Below are 21525 nucleotides of genomic sequence, written 5' to 3'. Positions count from 1 at the left end.
GGGTAAAACCATGTTTTTCTGGGGTTGGTATATCTGGGCATAATAGCCTCCTCATTGAGATAAGGAGGTGTCCACTAAAACGGGGGAACTGCATTGTCCCTGTTAATGCGCTTGTTATGTGATTTTACTCATATAGATGCGATTGATATTTTTTCGCAACCTGATTCTTTTAATACATCCATGATTTTTCGGTTCTTTTTATGCTCGATATTTCTATCAATCATTAAAATAACTTTCCCCTTACAATCAAATGAATATTGTATGTATTGTTTGAGATCATCCACTACTTTTTTATCAATAAACAATCCTTCATTTTTTACTTCGATAATCAAATTATCATATTCGGTAGCATTCATAGAGTAGGCGTTTAAAAGTAGAAAAATTAACAAAACATATTTGAACACGCTTAACCTCAGAATCACATAACGCCTTACTAAAAGGCGGAAAATGCTTGGCTATACTTTGCGACGAAGGAGCACAAGCCAAGCGTTTTGCGTCCTTTTGAGTAACTTGTTAGGTGCGACTTAATCGCATTTGTTAATATCATCTCTAGTTAGGCCTACCACGCTAAGAACATCATCTAATGGGAGAGTATTTCGTTGATTTTGTACTGGCTTGCATCCTAGGTTTTTAGCTACTAATACTTGGCTGAGGGTTCCATTTATATAAACTCCAATTCCCAGTTCACATTGATTAGGCCACAAGTTTCTTGATTCATATCTATTTACTTTGCCTTCGAGACTCCGCTGTGATCCAGCATACCCCCTTAATATATGTGAATCTTCAATAGACCAATCTCCATCATTAGATCTAATAACTACGTGCAAATTGGGTTTGTCTACAATTTTAGGATTCGTGAGTTTGTATAACTCTGTAGAGTCTTTGCTATCCAATAGTCTTCTTTTGGTCTTCGGCACGTATTTCCCTTTGCATTTATTTTCTATGCTTAATAGCTCGATACCACGATAAAGCTATTTAAGCACCTAACGCTTAAATAAACGGCTAAAAATGCTTGGCTATACTTGTGAGCGCAGCGAACCAAGCCAAGCGTTTTTAGTCCGATTTAATTTTCTTGTTAGGCATACTTTGCAATTGAGCCTTGATGCCATTTGCAATGTGTTCTGATGGACCTAAAGGGATAATACAAAACTGAACATCACAAAAAGCATCTATAAAATTAATGCTTTCACCATTAGGTGTATCAATAGCCGCTTCGATGTGAAAATGAGTTAAATTTCCAATTTTGCTCTCGGTATGTTTTGTGGTCTCGTATGCATTTTGTAGATCCATGATGCTTTTATAATTGAATTTAGAAATTAGTAAATTGGTTTCTTCATCACACTTATAAAAAGATAATCTAGTGGGTTCATCATCTTCCCTTATTTGCAAAACACAGCTAGTTGGAACATCAATATTTTGCTCAAAGATGTTTACTTGGAAGTAATTATTTTTAGCAAAAGTAAAAAAAGGCAACAAAGATATTAGTAGCGAAGTTAATGTTTTCAATGAACTCTCCTTGTATGCCTAACGCCCCAATAAGCGGCGAATAATAGTTGGCTAAAATTGTGAACGAAGTGAACGCTGCCAACTGTTATGCGTCCGACTTGATTGGCTTGTTATACACTGCTTACTCTTTTATAACTACTTTTTTATTCGTAACGTCAGCAATGTTACCAGCGACTTCTTTTACAAAAGATAAATCTTTAAAATCAGATATTTTTTTGGGGTTTGCATTTAACATTTGTAATGTTAGGTCGTAAGTGTCAGTATCCCCCGAAAACACTCTAATTTGTATAGCTTCGATATCTGCAAAATTAACAAAACTTTTTTTATTTCTAGTTACTTTTTCACTTGGCACATCAAATATATATTTTTCGCCTATTAGGATGAATTTTAAACACGAGCATACTTGAGCAAAAACAATGCCTCCTAATAAACCAACAAATAAAAAACTTGGGTTCTCTATTACTAGTGAAGTAAAACTGCTTATTGAATCAACTGATGAAAAATCAGTATTGATAACACTTATCAAAAATGCAGAAAAGAAGATTCCCGACAGAATGAGACCAATAATTTCACTTTTTTTAGATCTGGTTAATTCTAGTCGTTTCGAATTTCTGGATACTTCGAATGGCTTCACCAATTCTCCTTAGGTGTATAACGCTTTAGTTAAACGGCTTGTAATGATTGGCTTGTGTTTTTGCGTCTTTTGCAAAAACCGAGACAAGCTTTACAAGTCCGATTGAACTACTTGTTATATTCTCAATTGTTCAAAACCGTTTTGATCGCTTTCTCCAAACGTTCTTCATCATCAGCTAGATGCTGGTAATCAGCGTAAGGCAATTGACCATCATTGAATTGTTTTTCGAAGAAGACTTTTAAGCGCCATTCGTCTGGCTCATCTTTTCCGAAATCAAAATCAATTCCACCAACTTCAGGGGTTTTAAATATATCTACACCTATACCATGTGTGCGATAAAACCAATTCGTTCCGGGAATTTGATTTCGCCCTCTATATTCTCGCCCCAAAATGTCTTTCGCATCATCCAGTTTATAGGAATGAAGCAAAACCTCTTTTGCCCATGCCATGACACCATGCCACAAAGGAATTAGATTTTTGATTAAATCTTCGTCTTTCACAAAACTTCCCTGAGAATATAACGCCCAAATAACGGGCTTAAAATTGTGGGCTAAACTTGAGCGAAGCGAAAAGAGCCCGCAGTTTTAAGTCCCAGTTAATTTGCTTGTTATGTAAATTCTTCTTACTTTAGCGAGGGTTGGGTTAAAAGCCAACCTTAGAAAGCATTTGAACCCAGCCTACCAGCAACTCGCCACCACAACACGCTAAACCTGAATTTTGAGCCGCTAACCATTCTGAAAAATAGAGCAAAATACTAACGGCGAAAAGCACATGAACGTGCAGATAAATTCAGAAAAGAGTGCTTTCTTTGATTAACTTTCATCCTTGAATTTGTGGTGGTACATAACGCCCCATTCAGGGGCTGATAATAGCTTGCTAAAATTGTGAAGCGAAGCGGAACCGAGCAAGCTATTAGCAGTCCCGTTACTGTAATGGCTTGTTAGCTTACCATTCAATCTGCTCTATAATTCTCCCAAATGACTCTACGCCACTTAATTTAATTCGCTGATTTGCTAAATTGTGAATTAACTGTTTGTCATCATACCACCTGAAATTGTCTTCAGTTTTATCTTCTATGTTTTTTACAAATACTTTAATGCAGCTACTCTCATAATCAGAGCCACAATTCTTAGTTTTTGTTACAACGTACTCACTCGACCAATTAGTACTCGAAAAGTAGTAACTGGCAAGAATAAAGTTAGGAGCTAGATAAACATAAAATACGCCGTATAAAAATATTGGCGAAATTAAGTAATAAAACCAATTTTTCTTAAGCTCAGTTTTCAGTAAATTCTGGATATGTTTTCTGTACTTTTCATCTTTTTTATATTTGGTTATAACAAAAATGTATACAGAAATAACCAATATCGGAATAAACCACCAATTGAAAAAAATAGATATAGAGTTATTTATAAATGGAGGGTCTACGCTATCTAACCAAGTAAATGCGATAACAGGCCAAATCAGAACTATAAATAAAACATTGCTTAATTTATCAAATTTACTCATAGGTAAGCTAACAGTTTATTAGAAGGCAAATTGCGCGCTTTCCACAATTCCCTTCAACACTTTATTAATTGATGTTTACTTTAATTGAAAGGACTTTTCAATACTAGTCAACAACTTAACAAATGCGATAAAACATATGTTTGTTAAAAGCGTGCAATTTGCGCGCTTTCAACGCGGAAAGGAGGATTTACTGTAATCTGTATTTATATACATGTAGAAATTAAAAAATGTTTGTCTTTATGGCTTTTGAGAGAAAAGGTGAATATGTGTCGTTTTAGTTGCCCCACTTTATTACTTAATGGCTGCTTATCACCAAGATAAACAGCCAGTTACATAAAGAGTCATAAATTTTCTTATTGGGGTTGAATATTATATCAGCCGATAGATCGAGTACGAGCTTTTGTAGGTTGTTGCTGTTGTGTGCTTTGAACTCGCTTCAACCCAATAGGTAATAACTGCGGCACCCGTTCCATATAGTCGGCGTAGGCTTTGCCAAATCTCGCCAATAAGTCACGCTCTTCATAACCAATGCCGATAAACACATAAATAGAGAACAAGCTTGCTGCAACTAGATGGCCGACTGTCATTTCAGGGGTTGACCAGAACACAATCAACATCCCCAGATACATAGGGTGGCGAGAGACTTTATACAAAGATGGTGTTTTAAAATCTTCCTCTACCATAGGCTTCCCTTTATAGGCATACCAAGCCTGAGCTATCCCAAAAAGTTGCGTGTGGCTGATCATAAAGGTTGACCACAACACCAAACTTGCACCTGCGAAGAAGCTAAGTTGCAGCACAACCGAGGCCATTCCTGTGGCTTGCCAAACCATAATGTCGATAGGTTGCCATGCCAAATAAAACCAGATAAGCACGAAGCAAGTTGCCAGCATAAATACGCTGCGCTCCAACGACGAGGGTATCCATTTTAAGATAAGTTTTTTAAACCCTGATCTGGCCATCACACTATGTTGTATACCAAAGGCAACAATCAACAAGGCATTAGCTATCACTGCGGGTAACAATGGAATATTGCCTAAAACTGGGCCACTTCCTACCGTTTTAATGATTTCCGGCAGGGGTAAATAATAGCTAAAGAATGGTCCGCCTAAGAAGACCAGTAGATACGTAAACACACACCAAAACAGCAAATATATGGCCGCGCTAATAGCAAGTTGTAATGTTTTCATGGAATCATCCTAATTTAAAGTTATGTGTCGGTTTCTGCATCAGTCAGTTTATTGCCAAGTATCAACCCTGATACTTGGTTTGCATTCTTAATCCAATCACCAATAAGCCGAAGAACACCAAATAGGCAATCCCCTCAGTACTGAATGTCAAAGCACTTAATTTCAAAATACTCAATTTCAAATAAGAGATTATTGGTAGCAACACGTTTGCTAGTGCAGCTTGAGTGACAGGACAGAAAGAGACCGCTGAAACAATGAAGAGCACGCACAGCCCTAAGAAGTATTGCGAATACCTCTTTGCAGTAGCGTGTGATTGCCCTTGAGGTTTTGCCGATTCTTTTTTTACCGAACTTTGTACCGTGTTTATTTGCTTAGCCATCGTCTTTTTCCCGTTCCGTTATTGGACGAAACCAAGCTTAATGACAGCGGTTATGAAGGTACAATTATTAAAATTAATTGCCCTATAAGAATTGCTTTAATACTAGTAAATACAATGTATTAGTGTCTGTGTACGAGCAAAAGAATAATTTTCTCGAAGCTTACAAATTCACAAATGACGAGGAGCATTCTGTTGCAGATGCTCAATAACTTGTTTTTGTAATGCCGACATGTAACGGTTTTTCACATAACAGAGAATGACTGGGCTGGTGACGGCTTTCGCGTGGGTAACAATCTCGAAATCATCACTGTCTTTAATAATATGCTCAGACACCACAGCTTCACCAAACCCAAGGCGAACACCATCTATCAGCCCGTAGACGTCATCATAAAAACAGCGGTCGAACTCAAAGTCCGCCATTCCTTGGGTGTCAAAAAAGTTGTAGGTGGTAACATCATGCGCATCATGATCTAGAAAAATAGGCGGATCCAATCGATGTTCGCTGGCCTTATTACGTATATGTACCAAGGTTTCGTGGCCTAGTAACTCAAATTGCAAACGCGGGTCAGTGAATTCGGCATCCACAACAATAAAATCAACTTCTCCGGACAACAGCAAAGGAGGTAATTCACGCAGCTCTCTGGAAAAGAACTCCACCTTCAGTTGATGGGGGGAATTAATCAAAGGCAATAATGATGGCATGATCACCGAACGCATCACTGAACTGAACGCCCCGACGCGAATAATGCCGTTAGCGATGGCGCTACGGCCAGTCACCTGATTCAACACATCTTGCTCGCGTGCCTGCAAGTCCGACACATATTCAAAAAGTGCCTTCCCCTGCTCTGTCAAACCAATGCCTTCAGGACTGCGGATCAGTAAATTGGTGCCCAGCTCCTGCTCCAACTTAAGCACCCGTTGTGACAAGGCTGATTGGGTAATAAACAAGTTGTCGGCCGCCTGACAAAAGCTCTTGTCTAATGCCACCTGATAAAACGCATTCAATCGATCGGTATTAAGTTTCATAGTATCTAAATACAGGAGAAAGACGGAAATATACGCACTTAGAAAGTTTAGTTGAACCAAGAAGCTCAAGCCAATTTAGAGCACGCTGCTAGAGCGAGACGAGCGTCGGTAGCATTAGTTCAGGTTAGGTTAAGCAAGCTTTGCTAACGTGAATTGCTAGATTAAGTCGCTAACCTGAGTTGCGAATATAGCAGGTAAACTTTATTAACTGGAATCATTAATGATACAAAAGATAGTGCTATCACTTTTACTTTTTACGGCGTTTTTCAACGTAAATGCAGTCGCGAATCAGCAGGCGTTGAGCATTGACCGCCTGATTCCCGAAAATTTTGAGCTGGCCTACCCCAATGAACAAAATCGTCAGCCTCGCAAAAGTGACTTTGCGGTTATCAACTATGCTTTGATGAGTAACCAAGCTGGCGAACGCTGGGCCGTGGTTACGGTCAGAAATTTAGCGAGCGGATGGCGAATGCTAGATCAAAAACATTTACTGGCGTTAACGGCAAATGGTGAGCGAATTAACCCTATAGATGTCGAGCAACATTTTAAAGCTGGAGAAACTCTGTCATTAACCATTAATTTTGGCGAGCATAAGTTTCCAATACTCTCGATTTATTCTAGAGCTAACTGATACAAGTAAATACAATTTAGCGCGGGTTAACACAGCGACATTCTGACAAAGCCAAATGGTAGGTATAGTCAATGTCAAACGTATACCTACCACAGAGTTATTAAACGGATTTATAAACCAAACTTTGCTAATGCTTGTTTGGCAATGGGCACGCCGTATTCCTGAACAAAGTGCCCTGCTTCGTCGAGCTTCATGGGCTCTGGACAGCCCTTAATAAACGACCTTAATACTTCCATAGATTTTTCACCTAACACGGCATCTCGCATACCAATTGCCATAAAGCTTTGCCCTTGCCACTCGTTAGACCAAAATGATCGAGCACGCGTTGTTATATCAATAGCTGGCATATCTGGGTCTACTGGCACGAGCTGCGGAAAACGTCGCACTCCTGCTTTGTAGCTATTGTCCGGGTATGGAGCATCGTAAGCAACAACATCCAGCATATTCATTGCACTGCCGGCATCTGTCGCAATTAAGCCACCAACTGGAATTTCTGGTGCACTGGCACAAAATCCTCGCCAGCGGTAAAAGCCCTCTGTTGCACCGTCACCTGCGGGCAAGCCGGTATTCATCACTAGTAAATTATCAAAGCGAGCGGCCATATCCATGGGTAAGGTTAAGCCTAAAATCCCGCCCCAGTCTTGGCAGACTAAGGTGATATTTTTCAAATCTAAGCGCTCAATCAATCGCATTAAGCTGTTTCGGTGAAATTCAAAGGTGTATGTATCATCATCAACAGGTTTATCAGAGCGACCAAATCCATAAAGATCAGGCGCGACAACACGATAACCCGCTTCAGTGAACACAGGGATCATTTTACGATACAAATAACTCCAACTTGGCTCACCGTGCAAACAAAGAAAAGTGGCTTTGGCATCTTTGCTACCTTCATCAATATAAGCCATGCGAAGCGTTTCATAACCTTCTAAATCGTCAACATAATTAGGCTGGTATGGAAAGGCTGGAAGTAATGAAAATCTTTCTTCAGGCGTTCTCAGTGCAACTATCGGCATACTCGATTCCTTATTCTTATTTTTCACGTTTATGAGATTAGTAAATAAATATACTTTGTGGCTGTTTGTTTTATAGTCAGCGATATTAATCTAACCAACCACCAACGGCTTGTATAGGCTTAGGGTCAAATCGCTTGGAAAGCCATACAACAATTGCTTTTTCGGTTGATTCAAACTTACCGCTGTTAGGAATTGGCAAACTCGTCGTCAACTGAGTATTACTGACTTTGACACTGGATTGCTGATAATCAATCACAACAAAATCATGTGGCAATGCCTTGCCTCTATTTTCACCACGAGTAACACGCGTTAATTGATCAAACCCAAGAATCGCAACATGTACCTGAATATATGGTGGTAGGGCTTGCTCAGCGTCAAAGGTTAGTGTTACTTGTTGTTCATCAATTTCGGCACTAAGCTCGCCAACGACTAACGCATTATCTATCGGTAATTCTTGGCGGTAAAACCAACCATTCCACCCTTTGCCGTTAACCACAAAACCTGGGGTAGCGATGTTTTGTGTGTGACCAAGGCGCTGGTAATTTTGCTGACGTTTAGTAAAAACGCGAAAGGCGTAAGGATCTTTCCAACCAATATAGTCCCAATAATCGACATGAAGATTAATTGGAATAAACTGCTCAAACAGGCGTTTGTCAGTTTTAAATTGACTAAGCCACTTTTCTGCTGGAGGACAGCTACTGCAACCTTGAGAGCTATATACTTCTACTAAGTTAACTTGGTGCTTGGGACTAACAAAGGTTTGAGAAAACGTGCCAAAGGAAAGTAACAGGCACAGATAGGAAAACGTTAAGGTAACTGCACTTGGTATTGGTAGTAACTTCATCGCATTGAGTTTGTTAACGGGCTGTCTTAGTTAAGAAACGGCCAACGACAATAAAATTTCTTTTTACGCACAAGGGTAGTTTGTTAAAGCACTACTTATTTTTAGATACCTTGCTGTTTCTGTTGCTAAGCACTCTTTTGCTAACCACTCTGTTGCTATTCAGACTATTGCTATTCAGTCTATTACTGTTCATAGAAGGCACTCGCGCTGGCTGTAGACTTGGGCGTAATCGCCATTTAGGTTTTATCGGTGTCAGTGGGTGTACGCGTTTTTTCGCGACAATCACGTAAATACTACCAATAGCGGGAAAATAAGCTTGTGCGATTTTTTGCCATGCTTGTTTTATTTTACCCTGTGGCAAAGGTTGCTCATTGCCACCAGCATCTGTTGCTGGTTTAGCAGTTTCTTGTTTTACGGCTGTTTGATTATCTGCAGAGGCTTGCCCAGCTAGTGTTGAATGCAGTAAACGCGTATCTTCCAAAATCTCAAAGCCCATCAACTCAAGCCAATCTTTAACCCGCATCGGGGTAAAAAAGTGCTCTCGCCAAGGCATTTGTTTACGGCGATATGGCAGTATTTTATTTAATCCGGCAAAACTTATAGGGTTGTAACCAGTAATCACCATGTAGCCATTGGGAATTAGTACCCTACTCGCTTCCCTAAGCACATGGTGCGGATCAACGCTAAACTCTAATGCATGCCCCAGTAAACACACATCTACGCTGTGTTCGATAAACGGCAAGTCATCAATATCAGCAATTACAGAACTATTATGGCGACAATGAGCGACGGTGATTTGATGCTTAATGGGTGATAAGTGGGTATCTAAAGCGCCACTCAATGCCCCTATTTTCATCAGATGATAACCAAAGAATTTCGCAGTCCACGGCGCGATTGTTTGATTAATCGCATCAAGTATCACATTGCCCATCGGCAAAGACTGCCAGCTTTGCGGTGAACTCGGTTCTCGGTAGGCTAAAGCCGATTTCATCGTTATCTATTACTCCAACAGCTATTTTCACCCATGACTACTACTCGTTATTTTTATGCAAACGACTTAATTTATACCAATTGAATTAATTAGTTGAACAATTATGGCGTAGAAAAAAGGTTCATAAACAAGGCGTTATTTTTTGGTAACTAGTTGTTCTAATTTCAAAAATAACAACGAAGTTTATGAGCGTTTTAGCCAGCCAGAATGATCAAGTATTTATTGAAATTGGTATTAGTTATACTAGCCAACAATTGGGCACATTTAGCGAATTAAACAACTCTATGACTATTAATATAACGGCGATTCATGCATTTAACGACAATTATATTTGGGCGATTACACAAGAAAATGAACCTGAACTAACACTTGTTGATCCCGGCCAAGCTAAACCTTGCATAGACTACATCGAAGCTAACGACCTGAAACTGACCAATATATTGATTACTCATCATCATGGTGATCATGTTGGCGCTGTTAAAGCGCTTGTTGCGCAATATGGTAACGACATCAATGTTTATGGCCCTGCCACTGAAAATATTCCCCTTTGTCGTTATCCATTAACCGAGGGCGATAGAGTCAATATCGATAAGCCTCAACTGAGTTTTCAAGTGCTTGATGTTCCAGGTCACACCGCAGGCCATATTGTTTACGTTAACGACGATGTTCTTTTTTGTGGCGATACATTATTTAGTGGCGGTTGTGGCCGTTTATTTGAAGGTACGCCTGCGCAAATGCACCACTCGCTTGCCAAGCTTAAACAATTGCCACCAACAACAACTGTGTACTGTGCGCACGAATACACCTTAGCCAATTTAGCGTTTGCGCAAGCCGTTGAGCCAAATAATGCAGAACTCAATGAATATGTAGAAACCGCTAAGCAATTAAGAGCACAGCAAATAGCTACCATACCCACCACAATGGCAAGAGAATTGGCAATTAATCCTTTTTTACGTGCTGACCAAGCTGAAGTTCAGCAGAGCGCACAATCATACACAGGCGAAACACTTTGTAATGAAGTTGACGTGTTCGCTGCGGTTCGACGCTGGAAAGATGAATTTTAGCGACGATTCATGAAATTTAATAACAACTTGAATTAGTTATTCAAACCAGTAGAATTCGGTTAGTTTTTGTCAAAATAAGCGTCTATGAAGCAGTTAACACTTTCAATATCAGCCTCTTTACTATTGCTCGGCTGTCAAACCACACAGCAAGAGCAATCATCTGATTTAATCGCCGCCAATGAATACATCGCGACTCCGGTTGAAATCAATCAAGCATTAATGGCTGATGAATCCATAGACGTTATTCATCCTGTAGCTGACGTTGATATTAATTTAGCGGATGATGACATCCATATCTCGGATGATATTTGGCAACATATTCAACAACAAATTACGTTCGATATCCCTCAAAACAAGCGTGTTGTTGTACAGCGCAACTGGTATGCAAAACACCAAAGCTATTTAGATCGCGTTGCAAAGCGCGCAGAGCCATTTTTGCACTACATAGTGCAAGAGCTTGAAAAAAACGATATGCCAATTGAAATGGCATTGTTGCCAATTGTTGAAAGTGCCTTTGACCCGTTTGCCTACTCTCACGGTCGAGCATCGGGCATGTGGCAATTTGTACCCGGTACAGGTAAACGCTTTGGCATGAAGCAAAATTGGTGGTACGACGGCAGACGCGACGTAATTGCCTCAACCGATGGTGCAATCAAATACCTTAAATACCTTCATAAATATTTTGACGGTGACTGGTTATTAGCCCTTGCTGCCTACAACTCAGGTGAAGGTCGAGTCAAACGTGCAATGAAAGCTAATGCGCGTAAGAACAAGCCAACTGACTTTTGGTCGCTTGACTTACCTAAAGAAACTCGCGCTTACGTGCCCAAATTGCTAGCACTGGCTGATATTGTCAAGCGTCCTGATGACTTCGGTTTAAACTTATACAAAATTAACAACAACCAAGTCATTTCAACGGTTGATATTAAATCGCAGCTCGATTTAGCCAAAGCCGCACGATTAGCAGATTTATCTCTTGCTGAATTTCAACGACTAAACCCAGGTTTTAATCGTTGGGCAACCGATCCAGACGGTCCACATTATGTGGTTGTACCAACCGCAAAAGTTGAAGCATTTGAAACAGGTTTAGCAAAACTGACCGATAAAGAGCGTTTGTCTTGGCAGCGTTATCAGATCAAATCAGGTGACAGCTTAATTCGTATCGCCAAGAAGTTTCATACCACACCAGAGCTGATCCGCAGAGTTAACAGCATTAAAGGCAATAATATTCGCGCAGGTAAACATTTGCTGATCCCTGTCGCGGCGCAAGCGCTTGATAACTACATTTTGTCGCAAGAACAGCGTTTAACCAAAACCCAGCAGCGCAAACGTACTGGCATCAAAACCTACCACAAGGTGAAATCAGGCGACACACTTTGGGATATTAGCCGCTTATACAATGTTTCTACCAAGAGCATTGCGAAGTGGAATGGTATGGCACCGCGTGACTACATTAAACCAGGTCAAAAGCTCGTGATTTGGCAAAAAAGTGGATTAAAGCAATCAGCCGGTAAACCTGCTGAACAGGTTGTCATGCGCAATATTACCTACAAGGTGCGTCGTGGTGACTCATTTGCCCGTATTGCGAATAAGTTTAACGTGTCCATTAAAGATATTGAGCGTTGGAACAGCTTAAGCCGCAAAAACTACTTACAACCAGGCCAAATGCTGAAATTGTCTGTTGACGTTACCAACAGCATATAGGCACAAATAGCTTTGGCTTACACGATTAAGCCTCAAAAAATTAATATGATTAAAACGGCTCCTTAAGGAGCCGTTTTTCACTGAGCTAATGCATTGTGGTTTTGGCTTCTAATTTAATTGGTACAAATGACAAACACTTGAAAATCAGATGATAGATACCACCCTGCTCGCCGTTTTTATTCCAACCATTTTTTTCGTTAGCATCACACCTGGCATGTGTATGACCTTAGCGATGACGCTGGGCATGTCTATAGGCGTCAGGCGCACGCTATTTATGATGTTTGGTGAGCTATTGGGCGTTGCTAGCGTTGCCATTGCTGCTGTAATGGGGGTTGCGGCGGTAATGCTTAACTACCCCAGCGCATTCGCCGCCCTAAAAATTATCGGTGGCATTTATTTAGCGTATATCGGTATTAACATGTGGCGTTCGAAAGGCAAGCTTGCCATTAGTAAGGACGACAATGTGGAAAGACAGCCGCTACAACTTTTTTCACAAGGCTTTGTCACCGCCATAGCAAACCCCAAAGGCTGGGCATTTATGGTTTCCTTACTACCGCCTTTTATTAACCAATCAATGCCACTGGCACCGCAGCTAAGCTTTCTGGTCGCCATTATTTTATTTTCAGAGTTTATTTGCATGATGCTTTATGCAACTGGTGGGAAAACCATAGGTAAGTTACTCACCTCGCAGGGCAACGTGAAATTACTCAATAGAATTTCAGGTGGGTTAATGCTTTGTGTCGCACTATGGCTATTTGCTGGCTAGCAGCCTTTTACAAAAGTGATGTATAAAAGTAATGGATAGAAGTCATGGATAAAATCCATCAATAGCTGTCATGATTAGCAGCTAAGCTGTAAGACTATCCCCGAAGATTACAATAAATCTTCAGGTATGGCGTTGAAACTTTGAAAACTTTGCACGGTAAAACTAACTGTTTGCGTCTCGCCAATGGCCGATTCAAGCGTTAACCACACTCGCCATGTCATTTGTGCTTGTGCGCAGCTACCGAACATGGTGTGCGCCGCCCAGCCATCATCACTTACCTGTTTGAAAAACAATGGGATTTTACCCATATACATATCTTCGCCAGCCATGTGTGCGCTAGTCACTGATAGCTCGTTTGGTAGCGCCAAGAGGTGCATCTCAAACGGCGTTTCAGCAACTAAGAATTTAGTGTTAAAACCTAGCTTAACCTCGCCAAACTGAGTGGATAATTGACAACTAGATTGACCATAAATGCAGCCAACCTCTTGGCTAATATCTATGCGATTGCCGCTTGGTTTACAGCCAAATAAAGAGAATAAAAACAAAATGATATAAGTGTATTTTTTCGTCACAACACTGCCGTTTCACGGTCGATAAAATGGTATTTTACTGGCATTTTTATTGATTATGGCGGATATCTCAGTTTTTTTTTGATTTAGAACAGGTTTTACCCGTAACGCTAATGACTTTTTGGGGGTAACTCTTTAATATGCGCACGGGTTGGAGAACCGCTGGTGACTCACAAAATTTGGTCTATAACTTAAGGTTAGCTTTAAGTGAGATCGTTTTGCGGGCCATTAGGCGCAATCCACGTTCTGTTAATGAATAACTAAAAACTGCGGAAACCATAACATGAGTCAAAGTAATACAGCAGCAGTAGACTACAACATGAAAGTTGTACGTCAATTTACTGTGATGACTGTCATTTGGGGGTTTGTAGGTACGCTAGTTGGTGTCTTAATTGCAGCTCAATTAATTTGGCCTGCGCTAAATTTCGATACTCCTTGGCTAACCTACTCCCGTTTACGTCCACTGCACACCAATGCGGTAATCTTCGCTTTTGGTACTAGTGCACTTTTCGCTACATCTTACTATGTTGTACAACGTACTTGTAAAACAGCATTGTTTGGTGGCAGCTTAGCATCGTTCACCTTCTGGGGTTGGCAGGCAATTATCCTTGCTGCCGTAATCACCCTACCGTTAGGTTACACTTCAAGTAAGGAATACGCTGAATTAGAATGGCCGATTGATATTGCTATCACGGTAGTTTGGGTAAGCTATGCAATTGTATTCTTTGGTACTGTAATCAAACGAACGACCTCGCACATCTACGTTGCGAACTGGTTCTTCGGTGGCTTCATCATTACCGTTGCGGTATTGCACATTGGTAACAGCATGGCAATTCCAATTTCTGGTATGAAGTCTTACTCGATTTACTCCGGTGCAATCGATGCAATGATGCAATGGTGGTACGGTCACAACGCTGTAGGCTTCCTATTAACAGCAGGTTTCCTTGGTATGATGTACTACTTCGTACCTAAGCAAGCAGAACGTCCAGTTTACTCTTACCGTTTATCTATTGTTCACTTCTGGGCACTAGTATCGCTATACATTTGGGCAGGCCCTCACCACTTACACTACACAGCACTTCCTGACTGGGCACAAAGCTTAGGTATGGTAATGTCTGTTGTATTATTCCTTCCTTCTTGGGGTGGTATGATCAACGGTATCATGACGTTGTCTGGTGCATGGCACAAGCTACGTAATGACCCTATTCTTCGTTTCCTAATCGTTTCATTGTCTTTCTACGGTATGTCTACTTTTGAAGGCCCAATGATGGCGATTAAATCTGTAAACGCACTATCTCACTACACTGACTGGACTGTTGGTCACGTTCACTCAGGTGCGTTAGGTTGGGTTGCAATGGTTTCAATTGGTGCAATGTACCACTTAATTCCAGTGTTATTTAGCCAAGAGCGTATGTACAGCGTTCGCTTAATCAACATCCACTTCTGGATGCACACTGCGGGTATCGTTTTATACATCGTAGCAATGTGGATTTCAGGTGTAATGCAAGGCTTAATGTGGCGTGCAGTTAATACTGACGGTACGTTAACTTATAGCTTTGTTGAAAGCTTAACGGCTTCTTACCCATTCTACTTTATGCGTTTCTTAGGTGGTGTATTGGTTGTAGCTGGTTTCGGTATCATGATCTACAACATGTTAAAAACCATAGGTGCTGAAAACGGCAGCCTTAAGAAAGTTGAAGCAGCTTAAGGAGCGTTATCATGGCTAATAATATGCAAAACAAGCACGAAAAAGTTGAAAAGCACGTTGGCTGGTTCTTCATCTTTACGATTATGGCGATCAGTATTGGTGGTTTAGTGGAAATTACCCCACTATTCTTCCAAAAAGAAACAACGACGCCGGTAACTAACTTACGTCCATACACTGCGCTAGAAATGGAAGGTCGTGACATTTACATCCGTGAAGGTTGTAACGTATGTCACAGTCAAATGATCCGTCCTTTCCGCGCAGAAACTGAACGCTACGGTCACTACTCAGTTGCTGGTGAGCACGTATGGGAGCATCCGTTCCTATGGGGTTCTAAGCGTACTGGTCCTGATTTAGCGCGCGTTGGTGGCCGTTACAGTGATGACTGGCATCGTGCTCACTTAATCGACCCACGCTCGGTAGTGCCAGAGTCAAACATGCCATCATTCAGATGGTTAGAAGAGAACACGTTAGACGGCAAGCTAACTGCGAAGAAGTTAGAAACGTTCAACATGTTAACTCGTAACCGTGGCCATAAAGATGAAAATGGCAACCCTATTCCACTTTACTCAGCTGAAGACATCGCAAATGCACGTTCTGACGTACAAGGTAAAACGGAAATGGAAGCTATCATCGCTTACCTTCAGTCGTTAGGTCACGCATTGAAGTAATCACCATGGACTATGGAACACTAAGAGGGTTAATTGCCCTTCTAATATTGGCACTTTTTATCATCATTGTGGTCTGGGCTTACAGCAAGAGTCGCAAATCGTCTTTTGACCAAGCAGCGAACTCTATTTTCGAAGAAGACCACAAAGATGAGGTAAACAAACAGGAGACTAATAAATAATGTCTAGCTTCTGGAGTATTTGGATTACAGTTCTTTCACTAGGAACATTAGTAGGTTGTTACCTATTATTACGCTGGTGTTTAAAGAACTTCGCTGGTGTCCCTGAAGGCGAATCAATGGGACACGAATTTGATGGTATCGAAGAATTAAACAACCCACTTCCTAAGTGGTGGTCGACATTCTTCCTAATTACTATCATTTGGGGCTTCGGCTACTTACTTTTCTACCCAGGTTTAGGTAACTGGCAAGGTCTTTTTGGCTGGAAGTCATCTAACCAAGGTATTATGAGCATCGAAGAGTCAAAAGCGTTAACTGCTGCTAACTTAAAGTCAGATTCTGGTGTACTTAACCAGTACGACCGTGAAGTAGCGCAAGCTGACGAAAAATACGGCCCAATCTTTGAAGCATACGCAGCGCGTAGCATTGAAGATTTAGCTGGTGACGAAGAAGCACGTAAAGTAGGTCAACGTTTGTTCCTACAAAACTGTGCACAATGTCACGGCTCTGACGCACGCGGTACAACTGGCTTCCCTAACCTAACGGACAACGATTGGTTATACGGCGGCACACCAGCTGACATCAAGCACTCATTAATCCACGGCCGTAAGGCTAATGGTATGATGGCTTGGAAATCAGCACTAGGTGGTGAGCAAGGTGTTAAAGAAATGGCAGCTTACGTATTAAGCTTGAGTGGCCGTGAAGTTAACGCTGAAGACGCAGCAAAAGCAGCGCCTAAGTTCGCAATGTGTGCGGCATGTCACGGTCCAGAAGGTCAAGGCAGCAATGCTATGGGTATCGCACTTGGTGCACCTGCCCTTAACGACAACATCTGGTTATACGGTGGCTCACAAAAAGCCGTTGAAGAATCTATTCGCAATGGCCGTGCCGGTGTAATGCCAGCTTGGTTGGATATCCTAGGCGAAGAGAAAATTCACGTTATCAGTGCTTACGTTTACAGCTTATCTAATAAGTAATCATTAAACACAAGTTTCATTTTAAAAACGCCTTGCTAAGCAATTAGCAAGGCGTTTTTTTATGCCCTATTAATGCCCACACTCCTAGCCTTTTATTTAAAAGGGCTTTCAACACCTAACCGTTTTTCACCAGAACGTTTTCATAGGAGCTACATAGATTACTCGCAAACCTAAGTCACTCTTTTTATAGATGTTGCTCATGAAATTGCGCGGTTAGATTTTATTGACCCAGATCTTAAATTTTCGATTAAATCGTAGAGACCGACGATGAAAAACGCTACAATATTGTCCTTATTTGTCGTAACTAGACTGTAGAATAAATTAATGAAAACTCCTTGGTATAAAGAACCGTGGGCTTGGTTAGTCTTTTTCCTACCTTTATCTGCGGTGATCGCAGGTATCACTACCGTGATTATTGCAAACACCGACCCCGATGACTTAGTGGTAGGTGACTACTATAAAAAGGGTAAGGCAATTAATATTGAGGTGTCTAAAGTTAAGCTTGCTCAAAAACTTGGCATGAAATTCGGCTTAAAACTTTCTGATAATGAATTAGTTATTCGCCCACTCGGCATTGAAAAAGAATTTCCAGTCATTAATGCCAATTTCTATCACCCAACGCTAGAAGAAAGAGATTTTTACTTAGCGCTAACGCCTGACGGCAATGGTGATTTCAGACACCGCTTTGAAGAAGCAGTATCTGGCAAGTGGCGTGTTACCCTATCATCTTTTGAAAACAACTGGAAAGTGCAAGCAACAGTTGCATTACCACAAGAAGAATTCATTGAGTTAATACCAAACCCAGCACAAGCTCAATAATAACGTACACATGTCAGATCCTTGCTTTCATTGCGGCGAGCCCATTCCTAAGGGTATTTCGCTATTTGTGACGATTGATCAGCAATCACAAGCCATGTGTTGTGCTGGTTGTCAGGCGGTTGCCGAAACTATCGTTGAAAATAACCTTACCGACTACTACAAGTTTCGCACCGAAAATGCCCCCAAAGGTACGGCACTAGTACCAGAGCAGTTGAAACGAAATCAACTGCTCGATGATGATAATCTCCAGCATGAATTTACACATCAAGACGGTAATACTCGAGAAACCATCTTAACGGTTGATGGCATTAGCTGTGCCGCGTGTGCGTGGCTGATCGAAATGAAGCTAGAGCAAATTAGTGGTGTCAGTAACATTTCGGTTAATGCCACCACCCAACGTGCCTCGGTTCACTGGCAAAATGATCACATTAAGCTCAGTAAGATTATAGAACAAATTGAACGACTTGGTTATCATGCCCTGCCCTTTAAAGCGAGCGATGCTGAGCAACAAAACTTAGCGCAAAGCAAAACGTTTATTAAACGCTTAGGCATTTCTGGCATTTTAATGATGCAAGTGATGATGATTGCCGTTGGTTTATATTTCGGTGCGTTCTCTGATATGTCAGAGCACAATCTAGTGTATCTTCGCTACACCAGCTTACTGCTGACCACGCCTATTATTTTCTATGGTGCGCTGCCATTTTATACCGGCGCTATTAATGCGTTGAAATCAAAACGCTTATCAATGGATGTGCCCGTATCTATCGCCATACTGCTGGCCTTTTTTGCCAGTGCGTGGGCGACCATTAGTCAGCAAGGTGAGGTTTATTTTGAATCTGTCTCCATGTTCACCTTTTTACTGCTCATTGGTAAGTTTTTAGAGTTTCGCGCTCGCTCTCGTGCCGCGCAAGTCTCTGCCAATTTATTGAAACTCATGCCAATGACGGCGACTAAACTCGTCAACGATATAGAACAGTATGTTGCTGCTAAATCATTAGCAATTGGCGATAAAGTGATGATTAAGCCGGGCGAAACCGTACCGGCAGACTGTGTTATTGAACACGGCGATAGCCACTTTAACGAGGCCATGCTCTCTGGTGAACAGCGTCCTGTGGCGAAAAAAATTGGTGACAATATATTTGCCGGTACTATTAATGGCGATGGCAATCTAGTTGCCAATGTTGTACAACCGGGTAGTGATACCTTTTTAAGCCAACTGATCCGATTAAGCGAGTCTTCGCAAGCGCACAAGCCTAAAATCGCCCAACTTTCCGATAAAATCGCTCAGTATTTTGTTGCTATTATTTTACTAACCGCGATAGGCACCGCACTATACTGGCAGCAACATATGCCAAGTGAAGCGTTCTGGATCACGCTTTCCGTGTTAGTTGCTACCTGCCCTTGTGCATTATCGCTTGCCACGCCAACCGCGCTCACTTGCGGCACTACGCGCCTTAATCGTGATGGCATTATGATCAAATCAGGCCATGTGATGGAAACGATTCCAGAAGTTGACACCTACGCGTTTGATAAAACCGGTACGCTCACTCAAGGTGAGTTTCAAGTAACCCAGCTTAAGCGCTTTGATGAAAACTATAGTGAACAGCAACTATTAACCTTGGTAGCAGCGCTGGAAGCTCATTCTCAACACCCACTTGCTAAAGCATTTACCCAGTATCGCGACTTTGCGATTAACGCAACTGAGATTAAAGTACATCCAGGGCTCGGTGTTACAGGCCGAGTAGATAACGATGAAATTTCACTGGGTAAAGTCAGTTGGTTAATTACCGACAGCAGTCAGGCAAAACAGTTAAATTGTGACGACGCACAAATTGCTGTGATGGTTAACGACAAGCTAGTTGCCGCTATTTATCTCACCGATAGCGCACGTGAAGACGCCCAAAGTGTGCTTAGCACGCTAAAAGCGAAAGCGATGACAACGTATATGCTGTCAGGTGATAGCAGTGCGGGCTGCCAACAAATTGCCGATCAACTACCAATAGACCACGTGCATTCGAGCCTGAGTGCGCACGAGAAAATGGAAAAGGTAAAATCACTGCAAAGTGATCATACTGTGGCTATGGTCGGTGATGGTGTAAACGACACACCAGTATTTAGCGCAGCACACGTTTCCATTGCCATGGGCGGTGGTACAGACGTCGCAAAAAGTGGCGCTGATGTGATTTTACTTAACAACCGATTAACGTCATTGTCGGTATTGCGTCATGTTGCACAAAAGACTCGCCGTATTATCTGGCAAAATTATGGCTGGGCATTTGGCTATAATGCTATTGTACTGCCATTAGCCGTTTGCGGTTACATTACGCCTTATATGGCGGTAATTGGCATGTCAGCCAGTTCAATATTGGTTATCACTAACTCGTTGCGATTATTGAAAAAATGAGTGTAATTTACGTACTAATTCCCATAGCTATCATCCTGCTTATTGTCGGCATTTACTTGTTCTTTTGGGCGGTAAAAACCGAGCAATTTAATGATTTGGAAAAAGAAGGTTTAAGCATCTTATTCGATGATGAAAAGTTGAAAGATGAGACAGCGAATACCGAAGTAAGTAATACCGAAGCTTCAGAGCAATCATCTGGCACATCATCTGACACTAGCAATAAGCGTTAATGAACATCGATCTATTTTCGGCATTTATTATTGGCCTGCTCGGTGCAGGCCATTGCATTGCCATGTGTGGCGGCGTTTCTGGTATGTTGTTGTCGGCCATTCCTGCCGGACAAAACCAGCAAAAGTTCTCACTTGTAGCAGGCTACAATCTAGGCCGTATCCTCTCTTATAGCTTAATCGGCGGTATTGTCGGTTTTACCGGCTCAATTACGGCAAAAAACTTCGGTGTACCGCTAACGGGTTTAAGACTACTGTCAGGCGTCTTTCTAATTTTACTTGGCTTGTATTTAGGCCAGTGGTTTATGTTACTGGCGAAGGTTGAGCAAGCCGGTAAAAAGCTTTGGCAATTTATCTCGCCGTTAGCGAAACACTTTTTGCCGGTAAATAACAAACGTAAAGCATTTGGCTTGGGGGCTGTTTGGGGTTGGTTACCCTGTGGTTTAGTTTACTCAACGCTAACATGGTCGCTCGCCAGTGGTAGCTTTAGCCAAGGGGCACTGATTATGGCAGCATTTGGTGCTGGTACCCTACCCGCATTGCTCACCCTTTCCTTTGGCGTCTTCTCGGTCAAAAATATGCTACAAAATCGAACATTTAGAAACGTTTTGGCTACAGGTCTAATCTGTTACGGTTTTTATACATTGTTTATTGCTTACAGGCTGATGTTTTAATACTATACCGAGCGTAATTCCAAGGAAATATTAAGGTTATTCCGCC

Annotated in this window: 25 protein-coding genes; 12 read left to right on the top strand and 13 right to left on the bottom strand. The window is 41.5% G+C overall.

Translation table 11 applies throughout. The features are described from left to right. Positions 1-128: 128 nt before the first annotated feature. The 9 genes from ACSLUR_RS17625 to ACSLUR_RS17585 all read right to left on the bottom strand — a co-directional run bounded on the left by ACSLUR_RS17625 (position 129) and on the right by ACSLUR_RS17585 (position 6244). Entirely contained in the window at positions 129-356 is a 228-nt protein-coding gene (locus ACSLUR_RS17625) for an ExbD/TolR family protein (RefSeq protein ID WP_448556617.1), read from the bottom strand. A gap of 168 nt (positions 357-524) precedes the next feature. Further along, complete coding sequence (locus ACSLUR_RS17620; RefSeq protein ID WP_448556616.1) at positions 525-893, bottom strand: hypothetical protein; 369 nt, start codon at positions 891-893, stop codon at positions 525-527. Between the two features lie 160 nt (positions 894-1053). Next, positions 1054-1506, bottom strand: coding sequence for a hypothetical protein (locus tag ACSLUR_RS17615; RefSeq protein WP_448556615.1), 453 nt, complete (start codon positions 1504-1506; stop codon positions 1054-1056). Between the two features lie 121 nt (positions 1507-1627). Further along, positions 1628-2140 (bottom strand): hypothetical protein, encoded by a 513-nt coding sequence (locus ACSLUR_RS17610; RefSeq protein ID WP_448556614.1) that lies wholly within the window; start codon positions 2138-2140, stop codon positions 1628-1630. Between the two features lie 122 nt (positions 2141-2262). Continuing rightward, positions 2263-2640 carry a DUF6896 domain-containing protein gene (locus ACSLUR_RS17605; RefSeq protein WP_448556613.1) on the bottom strand — a complete coding sequence of 126 codons (378 nt, stop codon included), beginning with the start codon at positions 2638-2640 and terminating at the stop codon, positions 2263-2265. 445 nt (positions 2641-3085) lie between these two features. Continuing rightward, complete coding sequence (locus tag ACSLUR_RS17600; RefSeq protein ID WP_448556612.1) at positions 3086-3649, bottom strand: hypothetical protein; 564 nt, start codon at positions 3647-3649, stop codon at positions 3086-3088. 374 nt (positions 3650-4023) lie between these two features. Beyond that, positions 4024-4839: a methyltransferase family protein gene (locus tag ACSLUR_RS17595; protein WP_448556611.1), complete on the bottom strand. Its 816-nt coding sequence runs from the start codon at positions 4837-4839 to the stop codon at positions 4024-4026. 61 nt (positions 4840-4900) lie between these two features. Then, positions 4901-5218: a hypothetical protein gene (locus ACSLUR_RS17590; RefSeq protein WP_448556610.1), complete on the bottom strand. Its 318-nt coding sequence runs from the start codon at positions 5216-5218 to the stop codon at positions 4901-4903. Between the two features lie 168 nt (positions 5219-5386). Further along, on the bottom strand, positions 5387-6244 hold the full coding sequence (locus ACSLUR_RS17585; protein WP_448556609.1) for a LysR family transcriptional regulator: 858 nt from the start codon (positions 6242-6244) through the stop codon (positions 5387-5389). A 220-nt stretch (positions 6245-6464) separates the two neighbouring features. On the opposite strand from ACSLUR_RS17585, the gene ACSLUR_RS17580 reads away from it, so the two are divergent. Beyond that, a complete protein-coding gene (locus ACSLUR_RS17580) occupies positions 6465-6875 on the top strand; it encodes a hypothetical protein (protein ID WP_448556608.1) in 411 nt (136 codons plus the stop codon). A gap of 110 nt (positions 6876-6985) precedes the next feature. Here ACSLUR_RS17580 and ACSLUR_RS17575 read toward each other — a convergent pair whose 3' ends face one another. The 3 genes from ACSLUR_RS17575 to ACSLUR_RS17565 form a co-directional block, all read right to left on the bottom strand. Further along, positions 6986-7888, bottom strand: a complete 903-nt coding sequence (locus ACSLUR_RS17575) for a haloalkane dehalogenase (protein WP_448556607.1) — start codon at positions 7886-7888, stop codon at positions 6986-6988. Between the two features lie 85 nt (positions 7889-7973). Next, positions 7974-8732 (bottom strand): DUF1223 domain-containing protein, encoded by a 759-nt coding sequence (locus ACSLUR_RS17570; protein WP_448556606.1) that lies wholly within the window; start codon positions 8730-8732, stop codon positions 7974-7976. Positions 8733-8823: 91 nt separating this feature from the next. After that, on the bottom strand, positions 8824-9723 hold the full coding sequence (locus tag ACSLUR_RS17565) for a methyltransferase domain-containing protein (protein ID WP_448556605.1): 900 nt from the start codon (positions 9721-9723) through the stop codon (positions 8824-8826). A 284-nt stretch (positions 9724-10007) separates the two neighbouring features. On the opposite strand from ACSLUR_RS17565, the gene gloB reads away from it, so the two are divergent. The 3 genes from gloB to ACSLUR_RS17550 all read left to right on the top strand — a co-directional run bounded on the left by gloB (position 10008) and on the right by ACSLUR_RS17550 (position 13257). Further along, positions 10008-10787: a hydroxyacylglutathione hydrolase gene (gene gloB / locus ACSLUR_RS17560; RefSeq protein ID WP_448556622.1), complete on the top strand. Its 780-nt coding sequence runs from the start codon at positions 10008-10010 to the stop codon at positions 10785-10787. Positions 10788-10871: 84 nt separating this feature from the next. Further along, positions 10872-12491 carry a lytic transglycosylase gene (locus ACSLUR_RS17555; protein WP_448556604.1) on the top strand — a complete coding sequence of 540 codons (1620 nt, stop codon included), beginning with the start codon at positions 10872-10874 and terminating at the stop codon, positions 12489-12491. A gap of 148 nt (positions 12492-12639) precedes the next feature. Next, positions 12640-13257 (top strand): LysE family translocator, encoded by a 618-nt coding sequence (locus tag ACSLUR_RS17550; RefSeq protein ID WP_448556603.1) that lies wholly within the window; start codon positions 12640-12642, stop codon positions 13255-13257. A 107-nt stretch (positions 13258-13364) separates the two neighbouring features. Here the strand turns inward: ACSLUR_RS17550 and ACSLUR_RS17545 are convergent, their stop codons facing one another. Further along, a complete protein-coding gene (locus ACSLUR_RS17545) occupies positions 13365-13829 on the bottom strand; it encodes a hypothetical protein (RefSeq protein WP_448556602.1) in 465 nt (154 codons plus the stop codon). Positions 13830-14109: 280 nt separating this feature from the next. On the opposite strand from ACSLUR_RS17545, the gene ccoN reads away from it, so the two are divergent. The 8 genes from ccoN (at position 14110) to ACSLUR_RS17505 (ending at position 21479) form a co-directional block, all read left to right on the top strand. Beyond that, the gene (ccoN, locus tag ACSLUR_RS17540) at positions 14110-15534 is read left to right on the top strand and encodes a cytochrome-c oxidase, cbb3-type subunit I (RefSeq protein WP_116013669.1); all 1425 of its coding nucleotides are present in this window, start codon (positions 14110-14112) and stop codon (positions 15532-15534) included. A gap of 23 nt (positions 15535-15557) precedes the next feature. Further along, the gene (gene ccoO, locus ACSLUR_RS17535; RefSeq protein ID WP_220347692.1) at positions 15558-16202 is read left to right on the top strand and encodes a cytochrome-c oxidase, cbb3-type subunit II; all 645 of its coding nucleotides are present in this window, start codon (positions 15558-15560) and stop codon (positions 16200-16202) included. Positions 16203-16207: 5 nt separating this feature from the next. Further along, positions 16208-16381, top strand: coding sequence for a cbb3-type cytochrome oxidase subunit 3 (locus ACSLUR_RS17530; protein WP_116000412.1), 174 nt, complete (start codon positions 16208-16210; stop codon positions 16379-16381). Beyond that, positions 16381-17355 carry a cytochrome-c oxidase, cbb3-type subunit III gene (gene ccoP / locus ACSLUR_RS17525; protein ID WP_116000413.1) on the top strand — a complete coding sequence of 325 codons (975 nt, stop codon included), beginning with the start codon at positions 16381-16383 and terminating at the stop codon, positions 17353-17355. Before ACSLUR_RS17530 ends, ccoP begins: the two co-directional genes overlap by 1 nt. Positions 17356-17679: 324 nt before the next feature. Then, positions 17680-18174 (top strand): FixH family protein, encoded by a 495-nt coding sequence (locus ACSLUR_RS17520; protein ID WP_448556601.1) that lies wholly within the window; start codon positions 17680-17682, stop codon positions 18172-18174. Between the two features lie 10 nt (positions 18175-18184). After that, complete coding sequence (locus ACSLUR_RS17515) at positions 18185-20578, top strand: heavy metal translocating P-type ATPase (protein WP_448556600.1); 2394 nt, start codon at positions 18185-18187, stop codon at positions 20576-20578. Continuing rightward, complete coding sequence (ccoS, locus tag ACSLUR_RS17510; protein ID WP_448556599.1) at positions 20575-20808, top strand: cbb3-type cytochrome oxidase assembly protein CcoS; 234 nt, start codon at positions 20575-20577, stop codon at positions 20806-20808. Before ACSLUR_RS17515 ends, ccoS begins: the two co-directional genes overlap by 4 nt. After that, positions 20808-21479, top strand: a complete 672-nt coding sequence (locus ACSLUR_RS17505; protein ID WP_448556598.1) for a sulfite exporter TauE/SafE family protein — start codon at positions 20808-20810, stop codon at positions 21477-21479. The genes ccoS and ACSLUR_RS17505 overlap by 1 nt, the downstream gene beginning before the upstream one ends. The last annotated feature ends 46 nt before the right edge of the window (positions 21480-21525 follow it).

It is taken from the genome of Thalassotalea montiporae, from assembly GCF_053485855.1.
This window is presented reverse-complemented; position numbering and strand designations above follow the sequence as displayed.